Below are 17,651 nucleotides of genomic sequence, written 5' to 3'. Positions count from 1 at the left end.
ACGGCCCGGAGGCGGTTATTGGCGCGTATCGCAACCGGCAAGCAACACCGGAGGGCAGACTATGACAGTCGCGCGAAGTTGTCGTGCCTCAGGACTGGTGGCGGGGCTGTGCCTGATCCAAGCCGAGCCGACAGAGCCGGGAGGATTAAGATGGCGCCGACAAACGTGCCGGAACCCGTTTGGGATATCGAGCGGGCGACCCTGCGCAAGATTACCTGGCGGATCCTGCCGTTCCTGATGCTCGCCTACTTCATCGCGTTCGTGGACCGGGTGAATGCCGGCTTCGCGGCGCTGCAGATGAACCACGATATCGGCTTGTCCGCGGCGCAGTTCGGATTGGGCGGCGGCCTGTTCTACGTGTCCTACGTGCTGTGCGAAGTGCCGAGCAACCTCGCCATGGAGCGGTTCGGCGCCCGGATCTGGATCGCCCGGATCATGATCACCTGGGGGCTGGTTTCGGCGGCCATGGCGTTCGTCGTCGGGCCCACTTCGTTCTACGCGGTCCGCCTGCTGCTGGGCGCCGCCGAGGCCGGCTTCTTTCCCGGGGTGATCCTGTACCTCACCTACTGGTTTCCCCGCGCCTATCGGGGGCGGATCGTGGCCGTGTTCATGGTGGCGATCCCGATCTCGAGCTTCCTCGGCTCACCCATCTCGGCCTCGATCCTCAACACCGACGGGATGCTGGGCTATCGCGGCTGGCAATGGCTGTTCATCCTCGAGGCGATCCCGGCGGTGCTGCTGGGGATCATCGCATTCGCGGTCCTGCCCGACGGACCCGGCACGGCGCGGTGGCTCACGCCGCAGCAGAGCGCATGGCTGCAGGATCGGCTGGCAGCCGAGCGCGCCTCCGTGGTTGCGGGCGAGGGGGCGCCGGCCCGGCATCTCTCGGTCTGGCAGGTGATGCGCAACCGCTACGTGCTCGCCGCCTCGCTGATCTATGCGGGCGCCTCCGGGGCCAGCCAGTGCCTGTCGCTCTGGCAGCCGCAGATCATCAAGTCGTTCGGGCTGACGAACCTGGAGACGGGTCTGCTGAATTCGATCCCGTTCGGCATCGCCTCGGTGCTGATGATCCTGTGGGGCCGGTCCTCCGACAGGCGGCGGGAGCGGGTCTGGCACACGGCAATCCCGTTGGGCCTGCTGGCGCTGAGCCTCGCCGCCTCGATCGCGACCACGCAGCTGGTGCCGACGATCCTGATCCTGTGCCTCGCCGTGACGGCGACCTACATGGTGAAGGGGCCGTTCTGGGCGCTCTCCACCGAATGGCTGTCGGCCGGGGCGGCGGCGGCCGGCATCGCGCAGATCAACGCGATCGGCAATATCGGCGGGTTCATCGGCACATACCTGCTCGGTGTGATCAAGGATGCGACCGGCAGCTACCCGCTCGGCCTGTTGCCCCTCGTGGTGCTGTCGGGAACGGGCTGCCTGCTGGTCGTGGTTCTTGGCCGAGGCCGGCAGCGGGGCGTTGCGCCGGCGCGGGCGTGATCGGGCGTACCGGCCGGCATCGATTCGCTATCGGATGCACTTCGGCGGGCGGATGACACCGTTTCGCGGTCGATTCGCCCGCCTGCGTAGCCGTATCGATGGCACGGGTGTGAAATTCGTGTGTCGGCCCGCGGTCTCGTCACGAGGCCGGGACGCGCCCTGAATTTTGCAAGACGATCAATATTGCGCGACCCGCCGATCTATAGCGCGTCTGAGGTGCATGATCGTATGACGGGAAAGAATATCGGTGCGGCGTTGCTGCAAATACCTTCCCAGGCCGCACAACGGACTCGCCTGTTGACACGGCAATGCTCGCACGTTCTTATTCTTGTGCCTGAGGCATGACGCCTCAGCGGTACCCTTCCACGGCGATGATCGCTTTCGGAAGGTCTACGCGAGTTGCTCGCGCACCCGGATATTCAAAGTCTATAGCGCTCAATCGATTGAAATTTTGATCGCGCTTAACAGTCTATATGACCCAAAAGGTCAGGTCTGATTGGTGTCCGAGATTATTCTTGAAGCCAAGAAACGACGCTGCCAGCCCACAAGCTGGCAGCGTCGCCAGCCAGGCGACAACGACGATCGAAGTCTTGGGACGGAATCGAGCCGTTCGAAGTCAAGTAAAGCGCCGTCTGAGCAGCGCGCCGAAGTGATAAGCGCTCAGACTTCAGAAACCGGATGGAGTTTTTGAGAACATCCTTTGTCAGCCGGTGTCCAGCTTAACAGATGGAGTTCGTAAGATGTTCGCTGTCAGCCCCGTTGCGTCTGCCTCTGGCGCCGCGCTGAGGCCGCAGCTGGTCGATGAGCCGGAGCGGATCGCGTCCGTGATGGCAAACCAACTTGCGAAGCCGGTGGCGTTCGATCCGAGGACGACTTACGCGCTCACGGCCGACGCGGTCCTGTCGCTGGTCCGGGCACGCCAACCCGCTTCGGACGCCACCGTACCAACGGCCCAGCTTGCGCAATCTACGAAGACGGATGGGCCGGAGAACGCGCCTCAGCCGCAGCGCACGGGCGATACGCGCGCGGCGGCGACGGTGCGCAGCGACGTCGATACCGGATCACAGCGTTCGGGTGATGCTGTCCCGACGGCGACCGCGCTGGATCGGTCAATCGCCGAGAGCAAGGCAGTCCGGCAAGCCGAAGATGCCGCGAAGTGGGATGCTTACATCTACAGTATCACGCATATCGATAGCAGCATCACGGCTGCAATCAGTTTTTACCTCATGTGCAACGACGTTCATTACCAGAGTTTCAAAGCCGAGCATCCCAGTACGGATGTCCGTTGGATCAATGTCGACAACAAAAAGATCGTTTCGCTCTGGCCGAAGGTGACGGATCAGTGGTTTTCGCCACGCTGAAGCCGCTGTCCTGGGCGTGTGGCTGCGTGGTCGAACAGCTGCCGACGTTGCGTTCCGCCAACGATCCGGTTTCGGCCGTCTGACCTGAATCAGACCGCAGCGGTCCCCCATGGAACCGCCACGGTCATCGCAGCGACAGGTTGGTCCGTAGATGCGCCGCGAACGGCTGGGTCAGCGCCGTCGTGTGGCGTTCGTCGAGGCGGATCCCTCGAGCATTTCCCGATCACGCTGAGATCGGGAACAGCTCTAAGTCCTTGATCGAACGCGTTCGCTTACGCCGACCCGACCTGTACTCCGGCGGCAAGCGCTTTAGGCCGATCGTCGGCATGGGCGGCAATCCGGAACACGGTGCAGCAGCTTTTCGCCTGTATCGGCGACCCACGCGGGCGCGGCCTGCTTCAGGAGGCCGCGTCCTCCGCATCGTGCCACCGTTGACGGTGTCGGATACAGAGATCGATCGCGGCGCGAATATCCTGAAGCGCGCCCGCGAAGCTGCGGTCTGAAGCGCTCAGGAACGGGATCCCGAAGGGCAAGCCCTTTGGCGGGGTTCGGGGGCGGAGCCCCTGGGGCATCGGGCCAAGCCCACCGCCAGGGCTCCGTACTGAACCCGCAAAAGATCGAAGCCCTTTTGAAACCGGAACTTTCGTGGTCGGCCTGAAAGACGTTGGGGAGCGAGGGGCTCACGCCGCCTCGATCTCCTCGCTGACCATCAGCCACTCCTCCTCGGCGGCGGCGAGGGCGTCCGCCGCGTCCGAGCGCATCTTGGCGATCTCTCCCGCCTTGGCCGCGTTCTCCCGGAAGGCCGTGCCGTCCTCGAGAGCGGCGTCGATCTTCTGGATCGCTGCCGTGAGCTTGGCCATCCGCGCCTCGATCCCTTCGAGCCGCTTGCGCAGCGGCGCGAGGGCCGCCCGGCGCTCCACCCCGGCGCGGCGCGCCTCGGCCTTCTGGCCGCCCGCGGGCTCGACCTCGCGTGTGTCCTCACGCTCCGGGCCGGACAGGACGAACCGGCGGTAATCGTCCATGTCGCCGTCGAAGGTCTTCACGGTGCCGTCGGCCACCAGCCAGAGGCGATCCGCGCAGGCCTCGACCAGGAAGCGGTCGTGGCTCACCAGAATGACCGCGCCCTCGTAGTCGTTGATCGCCTCGACCAGGGCCTGGCGGCTCTCGATGTCGAGGTGGTTGGTCGGCTCGTCAAGGATCAGCAGGTGCGGACCGTGGAAGGCCGCGAGCCCCATCAACAGCCGCGCCTTCTCGCCGCCGGAGAGTTTTTCCACCGGCGTGTCGGCCTTGTTGGCGCCGAAGCCGAGCCGGGCGGTGGCCGAGCGCACCTTCGCCTCCGGCACATCCGGCATCAATGTCCGCACATGCGCGTAGGCGCTTTCGGCCGGGCGCAGCTCGTCGAGCTGGTGCTGCGCGAAATACGCCACCTCCATCTTGGACGACCGCCGCATCTCCCCGGCGATGGCCCCGAGCCGACCGCCGATCAGCTTGCAGAAGGTCGACTTGCCGTTGCCGTTGGCGCCGAGCAGCGCCACGCGGTCGTCGGGCGCGAGGTTGAGGTCGAGGCCGCTGAGCACGACGCGGTCGCCGTAACCGGCCTTGACCCGCTCCATGGAGACGATCGGGGGTGAGAGCGGCTTTTCCGGGCTCGGCAGGTGGATCACCGGCACGTCGTCCTCGATCAGGGCGGCGATCGGCTCCATCTTGGCCAGCCGCTTCACCCGGGATTGTGCCTGCCGGGCCTTGGTCGCCTTCGCCTTGAACCGGTCGATGAAGCTCTGCAGATGCGCGCGCTCGGCATCCTGCTTCACCTTGGCCTTGGCGAGCAGCATGCGCTTCTCGGAGAGCTGCTTGGCGAAGCTGGTGTATCCGCCGCGGTAGATCGTCAGCTTGCCGCGGTCGAGATGCAGGATGTGGTCGACGCTGGTGTCCAGCAGGTCGCGGTCGTGGCTGATGATGATCGCGGTGCGCGGATAGCGCTCAAGGTAGTCGTAGAGCCAGAGCGTTCCCTCGATGTCCAGGTAGTTGGTCGGCTCGTCGAGGAGCAGCAGGTCGGGTTCCGAGAACAGGACGGCGGCGAGCGCCACGCGCATCCGCCAGCCGCCTGAGAAGTCCGCGCAGGGCCGCGCCTGGGCGGCCGCGTCGAAGCCGAGCCCATGCAGGATCGCGGCGGCGCGTGCCGGCGCCGAATGCGCGCCGATATCGACCAAGCGGGTTTCGATCTCGGCCCGGCGCAGGCCGTCGGCATGCTCGGCTTCCGCCATCAGTTGGGCCCGCTCGGTGTCGGCGGCCAGCACCACCGCGTGCAGCGTCTCCGGGCCGGCCGGCGCCTCCTGGGCGACCGCGCCGATGCGCATGCCCCTGGGCAGGGAAACCGATTTCGCGTCCACCGGCAGGTCGCCGAGGATCGCCTTGAACAGCGTGGTCTTGCCGGCGCCGTTGCGCCCGACGAGACCCACGCGCGCGCCCTCGGGAATCGAGAAGTTCGCGGAATCGAGGATCAGGCGATCGCCGATGCGGTAGGTGAGGTCATGGACGCGCAGCATGGCGGCGTTCTGGCGGTCTAGACGCGGGAGGGCAAGCGCCCTGACGGTGCCGCCGCGCCCCGGCGGCGCAGGCGAGCCGACGCAGGGCACCAGCGTCGATCGCCGTGAGCGATCGCGAAATCCGTAGAAGCCGCTTTAACGGAATCGCATGACTCTCCGATGATTGTGCGAAATCTCTTCGGTGACTGTGCAGCATCCGTCGTTCGAACCGATCAATGTATGTTTTTAGGCGGTAATACCGTCGCGGGCCCGGGGCCTGGCGTCGGATGCTGGTCGACCGGGGTGTGCGCCAGTTGGGCGCCGTGATGGGAGAGGTGTTTTGGGTCGCACCGTGATCCTGACTGATGATCTCGGCCGCGGCGAGCGCCTGGCGCGCAATCTGGGCGGCGGTCCGAGCCTTGTTCTCCACGATCTGTACGGCGATGCGGAGCCGCCCCGGGGGGCGGACCTGGTGATCAGCGATGTCAGCGCGCTGACCTCCGACGCCGTGCTTCGCCTGCGCCGGACGCTGGCCGTCGCGCGTGATAAGGCGACGCCGTTCCTCGCGCTGATCCACGGCAATCTCGGGCGCGGCGAGATCCAGGCGACCGCCCTCGGGGCCACGCGGATCCTCCCGGCCTCCGCGGCCAACGCCTTGCTGGCCACCGCCGTCGCGGCTTTGAGCTCGGCCGGACGCGGCCCCGATGACGGCGTCGCGCTGCGTCGCTGCGCCGACGAGGCGCGGTCCGCCTTCCGGGCGATCTTCCGGGCTGACACGACGCCTGCGGCTGCCATCGTCGATGCCGGCACCACCGTCATCGTCCGGGCGATCCGTGAGGCGAAGGTCCGCGACTGGCTGAACGTGGTGGCCGGTTTCGACGACGTGACCCATCGGCACTGCCTGACGGTCGCCGGCCTGGCCGCGGCCTTCGCGCAGAGCCTGGGCCTCAACGAAACGGATACACATCACCTGACCAAGGGCGCGCTGCTGCACGATATCGGCAAGGCGCGGATCCCCCTCTCGATCCTGAACAAGCCCGCCCCGCTCAATGCGGCGGAACGGCTGGAGATGGATCGGCATCCGGCCATTGGCTACGACATGCTGGCGGATGGCGGCTACGATGCCGGGACGCTGGCCGTGGTCCGCTCGCATCACGAATATCTCGACGGCTCCGGCTACCCGGACGGGCTTCGGGCGCAGGAGATCCCCGATCTCGTCCGCCTGATCACGATCTGCGATATCTTCGCGGCGTTGATCGAGGCCCGCCCCTACAAGGCGCCGAAGCCGATCCGGGAGGCCTACGCGATCCTGGGGACGTTGGGCCCCAAGCTCGATGCGGACCTGCTGCGCGCGTTCCGCCAGGTGGTGGTCGCGTGCGACCAGACGACCTTGCGCGCCTCGGCCTGAGGCGCGCCGTCAGACCAGCTCCCAGGCCGTGCGCTCGCGCATCAGTGCCCGGACCAGCGCTTGGTTCAACTCGTGGCCGGTGTGGAACGCCGAGACATGGCCCTCCACCGGGTGCCCCGCCAACATCAGGTCGCCGATCAGGTCCAGGATCCGGTGGCGCACCGGCTCCTCCGGAACGCGCATCCCGCCGATGACGCGCCCCCGCCAGAGGAGTGCCGCAGAGCGGGCCGAGACGCCCTGCAGGAAATCCTCGCCGACGGCGTAGCCGTAGGCGCGCCCTGCCATGGCGCGAACGTACCGGCCGAAGCTGCGCGCGGGCGCGATCTCCTGCACGAAGCGTTCCGGCGTGATGGCGCCGGACCAGTCGAGCGAGCCGAAATGGGCGAGCGAGACGTGGCCGGTGACGTGCAATCCCGGGCCCGGCCCGATCTGGATCAGGCGCCGTCCGTCTTCGACCGTGACCGTCCGGCGCATCCGCAGCACCCGGCAGGGGGCGGGCTGCTCGGTCCGGCCCACGTCCCGGATCGCCGCGCACCAGGGCGTCGCGCTCCCGTCGAAGATCGGCAGTTCGTCGGCGTCGATCTCGACCAGCACGTTGTCGATCCTGAGGGCGTGCAGGGAAGCCATCAGGTGCTCGATCGTACGCACGAGCACCCCGTCCCGCCGGATCGCCGAAGAGAGCGGCTGCGATTCCCGGAACTGCCACAGGGCCGGCACATCGACGGCCTCCCCCGTGTTCAGGTGGCGGCGGAAGACGATGCCATGTCCTGCAGGCGCCGGGCAGACGCGAACCGTCGCATGGCGGCCGGAATGCAAGCTGTGCCCGGAGCGCTCGAACGCATCGGTCAATGTCGCCTGCAGCCGGACGATCGGGCTGAACGGTCCGGCGAAGGAATGGGCGATGTCGAACGTCTGGTGCATTGCGAATCGTCTGGCGCCGAGGCGCGGGAAATTATCCCTCTCCACCGATTCCCGCTAATAAACTCCTGTTCAGCCAAGCGCGGCTTGACCGGCCCGCGCGTGACCGTCACCATCGATTTCGCCTCATCGCTGGCGCGCGGCCGGGTCGGCGCGCCGCTCCAAGATGCGGGCTGCTTCCGTCCCCACAGTTGCTGGTCGGCACCCGTCAGGACAGGGACGGAGGCTGGGGCCGAAGGGACAGGATCGATGGCGCGGTTGGGGACGATACCCTTCTTCAAGGATCCGGGCATCGAGCTCGGTCCGTTCGAGACCCGCTGCCACTGGCGCCGCTTCGACGAGAACGAGGTTCTGGTCGATTTCGACGACATCTCTACGGACGTCTACTTCATCGCCACGGGCGAGGTCCGCATCCTGAACCGGACCCAGTCCGGCAAGGAGGTGATCCTCGGCGAGATGCGCGGCGGGGCCTTCTTCGGCGAACTCGCCGCCATCGACGGGATCGGCCGCTCGGCCAACGTCACGGCGCTGACCCGCGGCGAGGTCTGCGTGGTGCCAGCCGCGGTGTTCCGCCAGATGGTGTTCGCCTCCGAGGCAATCGCCGACCGGCTGTTCCGGCTGCTGGCCAAGCGCGTGCGCGAACTCAACACCCGGCTGATGGAGCACGCGCTCCTGGACCTGAAGCACCGGCTCTACGCCGAGCTGCTGCGCCTCTCGGTCCCGCGGTCGGGCACCTCCGGCGAGCGGGTCGTGTCGCCGCCGCCCTACCACCACGTGCTGGCCGCCCGGATCGGCTGCCGCCGCGAGCAGGTCACCCGAGAGTTCACCGCGATGGCGGCCGAGGGCCTCGTCGACCGCACCCGCGGCGCCCTTGTGCTGCGACGGCCCGATCTCCTCGAAGCGCGCGTGGCCGAGGCGCTGCGCGAGGATTCCTGACGCTTTGGCCGACGCACCGGCGCTGCGCCTGCGGCTGGAGGATCTCACCAAGCGCTTCGGCAGCCACCTCGCCGTCGATGCGGTGAACCTCGCGCTTGAGCCCGGGGAGTTCTTCTGCCTGCTCGGGCCGTCCGGATGCGGGAAGAGCACCCTCCTGCGCATGATCGCGGGCTTCGAGATCCCGAGTTCCGGCCATGTCCGCCTCGGCGAGCAGGACCTCACGGCGCTGCCTCCGCACCGGCGGCCGGTGAACATGATGTTCCAGTCCTACGCGCTGTTCCCGCACATGAGCGTGGCCGGCAATGTCGGCTACGGACTGAAGGGGCTAGGCCGGGCCGCCGCCACGGCTCGCGTCACGGAGCTGCTGCGTCTCGTGCGCCTCGACGGCTTCGGGGATCGCCGCCCGGATACGCTGTCGGGCGGGCAGCGCCAGCGGGTTGCGCTCGCCCGGGCGCTCGCCCGCGAGCCGAAGCTGCTGCTCCTGGACGAGCCCCTCGGCGCCCTCGACCGGGGCCTGCGCGAGGAGACCCAGGCCGAGCTGCGCGCCGTGCAGCGCCGCCTCGGCACCGCCTTCGTGGTGGTGACCCACGATCCCGAGGAAGCGATGATGCTCTCCGACCGCGTGGGCGTCATGGAGCATGGCCGGCTCGCCCAGGTCGGGACCCCGGCCGAGTTGTACCGCCGCCCGGCCAGCCGCTTCGTGGCGGGCCTGCTCGGCGACGTGAATCTCATCCCCGGCCGGCTGGGACCCGCCGAGCCCGGCGACACCCGCACGGTGGAGACCGCCCACGGGCCGGTCCGCGCCGCAGCGACTTTGCTGCCCGAGGGCGCCTCGGTCGTCATCGCGGTGCGCCCGGAAGACCTCATCCTCGGCGCCGAGGGCCTACCGGTGACGATCGCCGACGCGCTCTTTCTCGGCGACCGCCTGCGGCGCACCCTGCGCCTCCCCGATGGCACCCTGCTTCGGTCGAGCGGCAGGCCGGGTGGGCACACCGAAACCCTGGGCGCCGACACCCGCGCGGGGTTCGCCCCCCGCGACGCGGTGATCCTGCCGGCATGATCCGCGCTGCGACGAACCGGGCCCGCACGGCCGCGACCCGGGAGCGGCGGCCTTGAGGGTGAAGGGGTCCGGAAAGCGTCTGTTCGACCGGCTCGTGCGCCTGCCGCCGCTGCTGTGGCTGTCGGCGTTCTTCCTGCTGCCCGTCGCCATCACCCTCAAGATCAGCCTGTCGGAGCCGGCCACCGCGATCCCGCCCTACCTGCCGGTCTTCGATTGGCAGGGCGGTATCGAAGGCTGGTCGTCCTTCCTCGAAGCCCTGAACCTCGACAATTACGCCACGCTCGCCGCCGACCCGCTCTACCGCGATGCCGCCCTCGGCTCGCTCACCTACGCCGCGGCGTCCAGCGTAATCCTCGTCGCCCTCGGCACGCCGCTCGCCTACGCGCTGGCCCGGGCGCCCGCGCGCTGGCAGCCCCTCCTCGTCGCCCTGGTGGTGGTGCCGTTCTGGACGAGTTTTTTGATCCGGATCTACGCCTGGATCGCGATCCTCAAGCCCGAGGGGCTGCTGAACCTGATCCTGCTTCGCCTTGGCCTGGTCTCCGAGCCGCTGATCATCCTGAACACCGATGCCGCCATTCTGATCGGTCTCGTCTACGCCTACCTGCCGTTCATGGTGCTGCCGCTCTACGCGGTGATGAATCGGCTCGATCCCGCGCTGCGCGAGGCGGCGGCGGACCTCGGCGCGTCGCCGGCCCGGGTGTTCTGGTCGGTGACGCTGCCGCTCAGCCTGCCGGGGATCGCGGCCGGGGCCGGGCTCTGCTTCATCCCGATGGTCGGCGAGTTCGTAATTCCGGATCTCCTGGGCGGCTCGGAGACCCTGATGCTCGGTCGGGTGCTGTGGAGCGAGTTCTTCTCGAACCGCGACTGGCCGCTCGCGTCGGCCGTGGCGGTGCTGATCCTCGCCATCGTCATCGTTCCCGTGGTGCTGTTCCGCGACAGCCTGCGCACCGGCGGGGAGGGCCGTCCGTGACCTGGGTGACCCGCACGGCGCTGACGATCGGGCTCATGTTCCTGTACGCGCCGATCCTGGTGCTGATCGCCTACTCGTTCAACGCCTCGAACCTGGTGACGGTCTGGGGTGGATTCTCGATGCGCTGGTACGGCGCGCTCCTGGCGGATGCGCCGCTGATGGCGGCGGCGTGGGTCTCCCTTCGGGTCGCGCTGCTCACGAGCGTGATCGCGACCATCCTGGGGACCCTCGCGGCCTTGGCCCTCGAACGCCACGGCCGCTTCCGCGGGCGGGCGCTGTTCACCGGTCTGATCTTCGGGCCGATGGTGATGCCGGAGGTGATGATCGGCCTGTCGCTCCTGCTGATGTTCATCGGCATCGGCGTCGACCGAGGCATCGCCACCATCGTGATCGCGCACGCGACCTTCTGCACCGGCTTCGTCGCCGTCGTGGTGGCGGCGCGGTTGCGCGGCCTCGACCGTGGGCTCGAAGAGGCGGCTGCCGATCTCGGCGCGAGTCCGTCGCGGGTGTTCCTCACGATCACGCTGCCGCTGCTCGCGCCCGCCGTGCTGGCCGGCGCGTTGCTCGCCTTCACGCTCTCGCTCGACGACCTCGTGATCGCGAGCTTCGTGTCGGGCCCGGGCTCGACTACGCTGCCGATGCGGCTGTACGGCCAGGTCCGGCTGGGGGTGAATCCCGAGATCAATGCCGCCTCGACGCTCCTCGTCGTACTGGTCAGCGCGTTCGTCCTGCTGGCCTCCTGGCTGACCGTGAGACGCACGCGCGCCTGAGCGCCGGGTCATCCCGCGCCGGACCGACCCAGGCGCGCGCGACGTGCGACCGCGCACGCAGGCGCGCGACCGTGAACCGTACGATCTTAGGGAGTTGGCTGCTGATGCGGCCGTTCCCCAAGGGACTACCGTCATGATCCGTGCGCTGACAACGATCTCCCTGGCCGCTGTCCTCTTGGCACCGGCAGCGCAGGCCCGACCGATCCGCGCGCAGGTGCAGCCGTCGGCCAGCCCCGCCGTCAAGGCGCGCCAAGCTGCGCTGAAGGATTTCGACGCCCGGATGAGCCGCCTCGATTCCCTGATGGGCCTGTCGCCCCGGGCGGCCCCACGCTCGCGCTCGGCGGAGGCCGGGCGCTAGTACGCGCAACGTCGGAAGGGCTAACGGCCGAGGCCGCCGGTCTCCTCGATGAAGCGCGCGACGGCATCCGCCCCATCGCCACCGCGCAGGGATGCGAACACGTAGGGGCGGGCGCCGCGCATCCGCTTCGTGTCGGCCTCCATTACCGACAGGTCGGCGCCGACCAGCGGCGCGAGATCGGTCTTGTTGACGATCAGCAGGTCCGACCGGGTGATGCCGGGACCGCCCTTGCGGGGAATCTTCTCCCCGCCGGCCACGTCGATCACATAGAGCGTGATGTCGGCGAGTTCCGGTGAGAACGTCGCCGCGAGGTTGTCGCCGCCGGACTCGATCAGCACCAGGTCGAGCTTCGGGAAACGCCGACTCATCTCGGCGACCGCGGCGAGGTTGATCGAGGCATCCTCGCGGATCGCCGTATGCGGGCAGCCGCCGGTCTCGACGCCCAGGATCCGCTCCTCCGGCAGCGCCCCGACCACGGTCAGGATCCGGGCATCCTCCTTGGTGTAGATGTCGTTGGTGATCGCGCAGATCTCGTAGCGGTCGCGGAAGCGCTTGCAGAGCTGCTCCATCAGCGCGGTCTTGCCCGAGCCCACGGGGCCGCCGATGCCGACGCGGAGTGGGCCGTTCGAGGAGGTCATGCTGCGTTCTCAGGATCGGAAGATGCGGGAATACTGGGTCTCGTGCCGGAACGAGCCGAGATCGAGCCGGATGGTGGCAGACCCGATCGCGTCGAGATCCGCGTCGTGCGCCGCCTCCGCGAGCCGGACCAGGAGGGGCGCGAGCGCCGCGACCACCCGCGTGCCGGCGGCCTGACCGACCGGGGCCGCACGCAAGGCCGCCGACACGAGGTTCTGGACGAAGGCGAGGGCGTAGGCCGCGAGCATCGGCGGCAGCGCCATGCCGTGCGCCCCCGCGGCCGCGCCGACCGCGACGGGATAGGCGACCGGTCCCGGAAGACGTCCGGCCAACGCCGAGAGCCGTTCGCAGGACCAGGCGCCCAAAGTCGCGTCGAGGAAGCTGCGACCCTGCTGGCTCGTCTCCAGGTGCAACTCGCGCGACGGTGCCAGGGCCAGGGCGAGATCGTTGATCGCGGCGATCCCGTCCGGTTCGGCGGCGCCGGCCGCCCGTTGGGCGTGGGCCGCGAGGATCAGGTCGTTGCGCAGGGCGCCGTGCGCGCACACGTCCGCGAGCCACACGGCGAGGCTCGGCTCGTCATGCACGTCGCCGGTCTCGGCGGCCCATTCCAGGCCGTGCGAATACGCGTAGGCCCCGACCGGATAGCCGGGCGACAGCCACGCCATCAGCCGGAGCGCCTCCAGCGTCTCAGCCATCGGCATTTGGGTGATGGTGCGGGCCGTGCCCGTCGCCGTGCGCACCCCCATGGTCGTGCGCTTGCCCATTACCGTGCGCATGGCTGTGCGCTTGCCCACCGGAATAGGCTCCTCCCTCCGGCCGGAACGGGCGCTCCACGGGTTCGGCGGTCCCGCCGAGCCCCCGGATCATGTCGGCGAGCACATGATCGTCGGCGATCCACACGGCGTCGGCCCCAATCTCGGCCGGGATATGCCGGTTGCCGATGTGCCAGATCAGCCGCCTCAGGGCGTGCTCGCTGGCGGCGCGGATTTCCAGCAGGCACTCGGGCGCGGCCTCGACCCAGATCAGGCGGCCATCCTCGAGCACGAGGGCATCGCCGTCGTCCAGCACGACCGCCTCCGGCAGGTCGAGCAGAAACCGCATGCCCCCTTCTCCCCGCATGCCGACGCGGCGGCGATGGCGCGCGCCGGAATCGAGGACCACCCGGTCGACGATCTCGCCCCCGGACAGGTGCTCGCGGCGGAGGATTCGGGTGGCGCGGATCATTCTTGGGACGGTTTCTCGTTTGATCTCGGCGTCGTCATACGACATCGTCTTCAGGAATGCCCGGATAGAAGGCGAGATCGAGGATCTGCTCGACCGAGTACGGGCAGATCTTCGGAAACGTCTTCTCCGGCAGGCGCGTTTCGCTGGACGCGCCAAGCGTGGCGATGCGATAAGCGCTCTGCATCACACGCTCGGGCCAGGATCGCAGGCTCGGACTCGTATCCACCAGACCGTCGATCCGGATCCTTTGCCCCACGATGGTGGTGCGCCAACCGTATTTCCGCTTTTCCGGCTGAAACTCCCATTTCAGCAGGTGGAGAAGAAGCACGGCGAGACGGCTGCGGATCTCGGATTTCTGCGACCCGCCCAAGCTCTCGATCTCCTCGGCAAGGTTCAGCCTATCGATCTCCGACACTCGACCGGCCCGAAGCAGCGCCGACTGGTGCTCGGTCCAGAGACAGAGATCGGTTTCATAGAGATCCGATTCGGGCGTCTTCAGCGCGGCCTTCGCCATGTCCGGCCTCCTGTTCGTTCGCGCCACGATAACTCAGAACAGGAAGTAGCGCTGCGCCATCGGCAGCACCTCGGCGGGCTCGCAGACCAGGAGTTCGCCGTCGGCCCGCACGTCGTAGGTCTCGGGATCGACCTCGATCATTGGCGTGGCATCGTTGAGCACCATGCTCTTCTTGGAGATGCCGCCGCGGACGTTCTCCACGGCGACCAGCTGCTTCTGCACCCCGAGCCGCTCCCGCAAGCCATCCTCCACCGCCGCCCGGGACACGAAGGTCAGCGCGGTCGCGTAGGGCACCCGGCCGTAGGCCCCGAACATCGGGCGGTAATGCACCGGCTGGGGCGTCGGGATCGAGGCGTTCGGGTCGCCCATCGGGGCGGCCGCGATGCTGCCGCCCTTCAGCACGAGATCGGGTTTCACGCCGAAGAAGGCGGGTGTCCACAGCACGAGGTCGGCGAGCTTGCCGGGCTCCACCGAGCCGATATGCTTCGAGACGCCGTGCGCGATCGCCGGGTTGATCGTATATTTCGCGACGTAGCGCCGCGCGCGTAAGTTATCGGTGCCAGAGGCGTCCCCCGCGAGTGCGCCGCGCTGGCGCTTCATCTTGTCGGCGGTCTGCCAGGTGCGGATCACGACCTCGCCGACCCGGCCCATGGCCTGGCTGTCCGACGACATCATCGAGAGCGCGCCGATATCGTGCAGGATGTCCTCGGCCGCGATCGTCTCGCGCCGGATCCGGCTCTCGGCGAAGGCGAGGTCCTCCGGGATCGACGGGTCGAGGTGGTGGCAGACCATGAGCATGTCGAGATGCTCGTCGATGGTGTTGCGGGTGTAGGGCCGCGTCGGGTTGGTCGAGGACGGCAGCACGTTGGGCAGCCCCGCGACCTTGATGATGTCGGGCGCGTGTCCCCCGCCCGCCCCCTCGGTGTGGAACGCGTGGATCGTGCGGCCCTTGAACGCCGCGATCGTGTCCTCCACGAAGCCCGACTCGTTGAGCGTGTCGGTGTGGATCATGACCTGGATGTCGTGGGCGTCCGCCACCGATAGGCAGGTGTCGATCGCCGCCGGGGTCGTGCCCCAATCCTCATGGAGCTTCAGCGCGCAGGCCCCCGCCCGGACCATCTCGACGAGGCTCTCCGGCCGCGAGGCGTTGCCCTTGCCCGCGAACGCCAGGTTCATCGGGAAGCTGTCGGCCGCCTCGATCATCCGGGCGATGTGCCAGGGCCCCGGCGTGCAGGTGGTGGCGAAGGTCCCGTGCGCCGGCCCGGTACCCCCGCCCAGCATCGTGGTCACCCCCGAGCACAGGGCCTCTTCGATTTGCTGCGGGCAGATGAAGTGGATGTGGCTGTCGAACCCGCCGGCCGTGAGGATCTTGCCCTCGCCGGCGATCACCTCCGTGCCGGGCCCGACGATGATGTCGATGCCGGGCTGCACGTCGGGGTTGCCGGCCTTGCCGAGCTTGAAGATACGGCCGCGCACGATGCCGACATCGCATTTCACGATGCCCCAATGGTCCAGCACAACCGCGTTGGTGATCACCGTATCGACGGCGCCCGCCGCGTTGGTGACCTGGCTCTGGCCCATCCCGTCGCGGATCACCTTACCGCCGCCGAACTTCACCTCCTCGCCGTAGGTGGTGAAATCGCGCTCGACCGTGATCTCGAGGGACGTATCGGCCAGCCGGATGCGGTCGCCCGTGGTCGGGCCGAACATGTCGGCGTAGGCGGCCCGGGGGAGGGCGGCGGGTTTGGGCATGCTGGCCATGGTCACAGCTTGCCCATCACGTCCCCCCGGAAGCCGTACACGGTGCGACCGCCCGAGAGCGGCACCACCACGACCTCCCGGGTGGAGCCCGGCTCGAACCGCACCGCCGTGCCGGGCGCGATGTCGAGGCGCCGGCCGCGGGCTTTCTCGCGCTCGAAAACGAGGCCGGGGTTCACCTCGAAGAAATGGTAGTGCGAGCCGACCTGGATCGGCCGGTCGCCGATGTTGGCCACCGCGATCACCGCGCGGTCGGCCCCTGCGTTGAAGACGATCTCGCCGGGCAACGTGGTGACCTGGCCGGGCACGTCGGCCGAGAGCGCCCCGCGGATCGGGTGATGCACCGTCACGAGCTTCGTCCCATCCGGGAAGGTCGCCTCGACCTGGATGTCGGGGATCATCTCCGCGATGCCGGGCATCACTTGGTCCACCGTCAGAACGTTCGCCCCCGCCTGCATCAGCTCGGCCACCGTGCGCCCGTCGCGCGCGCCCTCGACCACGAAGTCGGTGATCAGCGCCACGGCCTCCGGGTGGTTCAGCTTGACGCCGCGCGCCTGGCGGTTGCGCGCCACCTGCGCCGCCATGGCGATCAGCAGCTTGTCCTTTTCGCGGGGCGTCAGCAGCACGTGAGAACCTCGTCGTTGCGGCCATGCGAGCAAGAAACATGCGCGCCGCGGGGTCAAGGCTCGGCGCGTCTCACTCCGTCATCGCGGTGAAACCCGCGAACAGGTCGGGCAGCGGCTCGCCCCGGATCCGGCTCGGAAGGTCGCGCGGATGGATGAACTCGTCCCGGAACCACGGGTAGCGGCCCGGATCGAAGGAGTTGCGCAACCAGTCGATGACGCGGCGGACGCGACCGATCCGCTCCGCATCGGGGTGGTAGGTCAACCATATGTCGAGACCGTAGCGGCCGAGATTGTCCACCGGGACGACCTGGGCCCCGATGGCGGTGGCGTAGGTCGGCAACAGGCCGATCCCCGCGCCTTTCGCGATCGCCCAGTAATAGGCGCTGCTGACGTTGATCTTCAGCGTCACGGGAATCTCGGCGGGAAATCCCTCTAGGCCTTTCGCATAGTCTTCGAGGCCTATCGTCTGGCTCGCGGCCTGGACCACGATCCGGTGCCGCGCGAGATCCGCCGGCTTCTCCGGCAATCCGTAGATCTGCTCGTAGCTGCGCGCGGCGTAGGGCATGATGTGCATGCGCCCGAGCTTGACCATGCGCAGGTCGGGGCTCGTCGGCCGCGTGAGCTGGATCGAGACGTCCGCCTCCAGCCGCAGCACGTCGGCGGATTCCATGGCGCAGCGCAAATCGACGGTCAGGCGCGGATTGGCGCGCTGAAACTCCACTAGCCGTGGTGCCAGCCAGAACGCGCCGAGGCCTTCCGTGACCGCGATGCGCACCTCGCCGGTCTCGGCGAACGGGGCCGCGTCGCCCGCGAGCATCAGCCCGAACGCCGCCGTCTCCATGCGGCTCGCGGCCTCCAGGATCGCTCGCCCCTCGGCGGTCAACCGCACCCCGTCGATGTGCCGGGTGATCAGCGGTGCGCCGATCCGCGCTTCGAGGTCACTGACCCGCCGCCGGATCGAATTGATCGAGAGCCCGAGGCTGGCCGCCGCCGAACGGAAGCTGCCGCACCGATGCAGGGTGAGGAACACCCGGACACTCTGCCAATCGGGCATCGAGCCGTGGTCGACCTCGACCCGTTCCATCCGCGGAACACCCCTGTTTCA

17 protein-coding genes are annotated in these 17,651 nt (G+C 68.3%); 8 read left to right on the top strand and 9 right to left on the bottom strand.

All coding sequences use genetic code 11. The features are described 5' to 3' along the window. Positions 1-150 precede the first annotated feature (150 nt). Together ACYQPG_RS25405 and ACYQPG_RS25400 are read left to right on the top strand one after the other, a co-directional pair. Positions 151-1,482: an MFS transporter gene (locus ACYQPG_RS25405; protein ID WP_461231981.1), complete on the top strand. Its 1,332-nt coding sequence runs from the start codon at positions 151-153 to the stop codon at positions 1,480-1,482. A gap of 740 nt (positions 1,483-2,222) precedes the next feature. Continuing rightward, on the top strand, positions 2,223-2,843 hold the full coding sequence (locus ACYQPG_RS25400; RefSeq protein WP_461231980.1) for a hypothetical protein: 621 nt from the start codon (positions 2,223-2,225) through the stop codon (positions 2,841-2,843). Positions 2,844-3,523: 680 nt separating this feature from the next. Here ACYQPG_RS25400 and ACYQPG_RS25395 read toward each other — a convergent pair. Then, positions 3,524-5,389, bottom strand: a complete 1,866-nt coding sequence (locus ACYQPG_RS25395; RefSeq protein WP_147937510.1) for an ABC-F family ATP-binding cassette domain-containing protein — start codon at positions 5,387-5,389, stop codon at positions 3,524-3,526. A 319-nt stretch (positions 5,390-5,708) separates the two neighbouring features. Here ACYQPG_RS25395 and ACYQPG_RS25390 point away from each other — a divergent pair, with 319 nt between their 5' ends. Next, positions 5,709-6,776, top strand: a complete 1,068-nt coding sequence (locus tag ACYQPG_RS25390) for an HD-GYP domain-containing protein (RefSeq protein WP_147937509.1) — start codon at positions 5,709-5,711, stop codon at positions 6,774-6,776. A gap of 9 nt (positions 6,777-6,785) precedes the next feature. Here the strand turns inward: ACYQPG_RS25390 and lpxC are convergent, their stop codons facing one another. After that, positions 6,786-7,697, bottom strand: coding sequence for a UDP-3-O-acyl-N-acetylglucosamine deacetylase (gene lpxC, locus ACYQPG_RS25385; RefSeq protein WP_461231979.1), 912 nt, complete (start codon positions 7,695-7,697; stop codon positions 6,786-6,788). Between the two features lie 246 nt (positions 7,698-7,943). Between lpxC and ACYQPG_RS25380 the strand changes: the two genes are divergently transcribed. From ACYQPG_RS25380 to ACYQPG_RS25360, 5 genes are all read left to right on the top strand, one after another. Continuing rightward, positions 7,944-8,630, top strand: coding sequence for a Crp/Fnr family transcriptional regulator (locus tag ACYQPG_RS25380; RefSeq protein WP_147857045.1), 687 nt, complete (start codon positions 7,944-7,946; stop codon positions 8,628-8,630). 4 nt (positions 8,631-8,634) lie between these two features. Further along, entirely contained in the window at positions 8,635-9,690 is a 1,056-nt protein-coding gene (locus ACYQPG_RS25375) for an ABC transporter ATP-binding protein (RefSeq protein WP_419830540.1), read from the top strand. Between the two features lie 52 nt (positions 9,691-9,742). After that, complete coding sequence (locus ACYQPG_RS25370; RefSeq protein WP_419830539.1) at positions 9,743-10,660, top strand: ABC transporter permease; 918 nt, start codon at positions 9,743-9,745, stop codon at positions 10,658-10,660. Next, on the top strand, positions 10,657-11,430 hold the full coding sequence (locus ACYQPG_RS25365; protein ID WP_419830538.1) for an ABC transporter permease: 774 nt from the start codon (positions 10,657-10,659) through the stop codon (positions 11,428-11,430). Before ACYQPG_RS25370 ends, ACYQPG_RS25365 begins: the two co-directional genes overlap by 4 nt. 133 nt (positions 11,431-11,563) lie before the next feature. Continuing rightward, positions 11,564-11,788: a hypothetical protein gene (locus tag ACYQPG_RS25360; RefSeq protein ID WP_147906883.1), complete on the top strand. Its 225-nt coding sequence runs from the start codon at positions 11,564-11,566 to the stop codon at positions 11,786-11,788. 20 nt (positions 11,789-11,808) lie between these two features. On the opposite strand, the gene ureG is transcribed toward ACYQPG_RS25360, so the two are convergent. The 7 genes from ureG to ACYQPG_RS25325 all read right to left on the bottom strand — a co-directional run bounded on the left by ureG (position 11,809) and on the right by ACYQPG_RS25325 (position 17,630). Next, a complete protein-coding gene (ureG, locus tag ACYQPG_RS25355) occupies positions 11,809-12,426 on the bottom strand; it encodes an urease accessory protein UreG (RefSeq protein WP_461231978.1) in 618 nt (205 codons plus the stop codon). Positions 12,427-12,435: 9 nt separating this feature from the next. Further along, positions 12,436-13,125: an urease accessory protein UreF gene (locus tag ACYQPG_RS25350; RefSeq protein WP_419831083.1), complete on the bottom strand. Its 690-nt coding sequence runs from the start codon at positions 13,123-13,125 to the stop codon at positions 12,436-12,438. After that, positions 13,112-13,648 (bottom strand): urease accessory protein UreE, encoded by a 537-nt coding sequence (locus ACYQPG_RS25345; protein WP_461232506.1) that lies wholly within the window; start codon positions 13,646-13,648, stop codon positions 13,112-13,114. Before ACYQPG_RS25345 ends, ACYQPG_RS25350 begins: the two co-directional genes overlap by 14 nt. Before the next feature lie 34 nt (positions 13,649-13,682). Next, positions 13,683-14,162: a DUF29 domain-containing protein gene (locus ACYQPG_RS25340; RefSeq protein WP_419830536.1), complete on the bottom strand. Its 480-nt coding sequence runs from the start codon at positions 14,160-14,162 to the stop codon at positions 13,683-13,685. Between the two features lie 33 nt (positions 14,163-14,195). Beyond that, positions 14,196-15,923, bottom strand: coding sequence for an urease subunit alpha (gene ureC / locus ACYQPG_RS25335; RefSeq protein WP_461231977.1), 1,728 nt, complete (start codon positions 15,921-15,923; stop codon positions 14,196-14,198). A gap of 2 nt (positions 15,924-15,925) precedes the next feature. Further along, on the bottom strand, positions 15,926-16,546 hold the full coding sequence (locus ACYQPG_RS25330; protein ID WP_461231976.1) for an urease subunit gamma: 621 nt from the start codon (positions 16,544-16,546) through the stop codon (positions 15,926-15,928). Between the two features lie 70 nt (positions 16,547-16,616). Further along, positions 16,617-17,630, bottom strand: a complete 1,014-nt coding sequence (locus ACYQPG_RS25325; RefSeq protein ID WP_147906878.1) for a LysR family transcriptional regulator — start codon at positions 17,628-17,630, stop codon at positions 16,617-16,619. Positions 17,631-17,651: the final 21 nt, after the last annotated feature.

It is taken from the genome of Methylobacterium sp. CM6246 (assembly GCF_054818005.1).
Note: the sequence above shows the minus strand (reverse complement) of the source record. Positions and strands in the feature narration are given on the sequence as shown.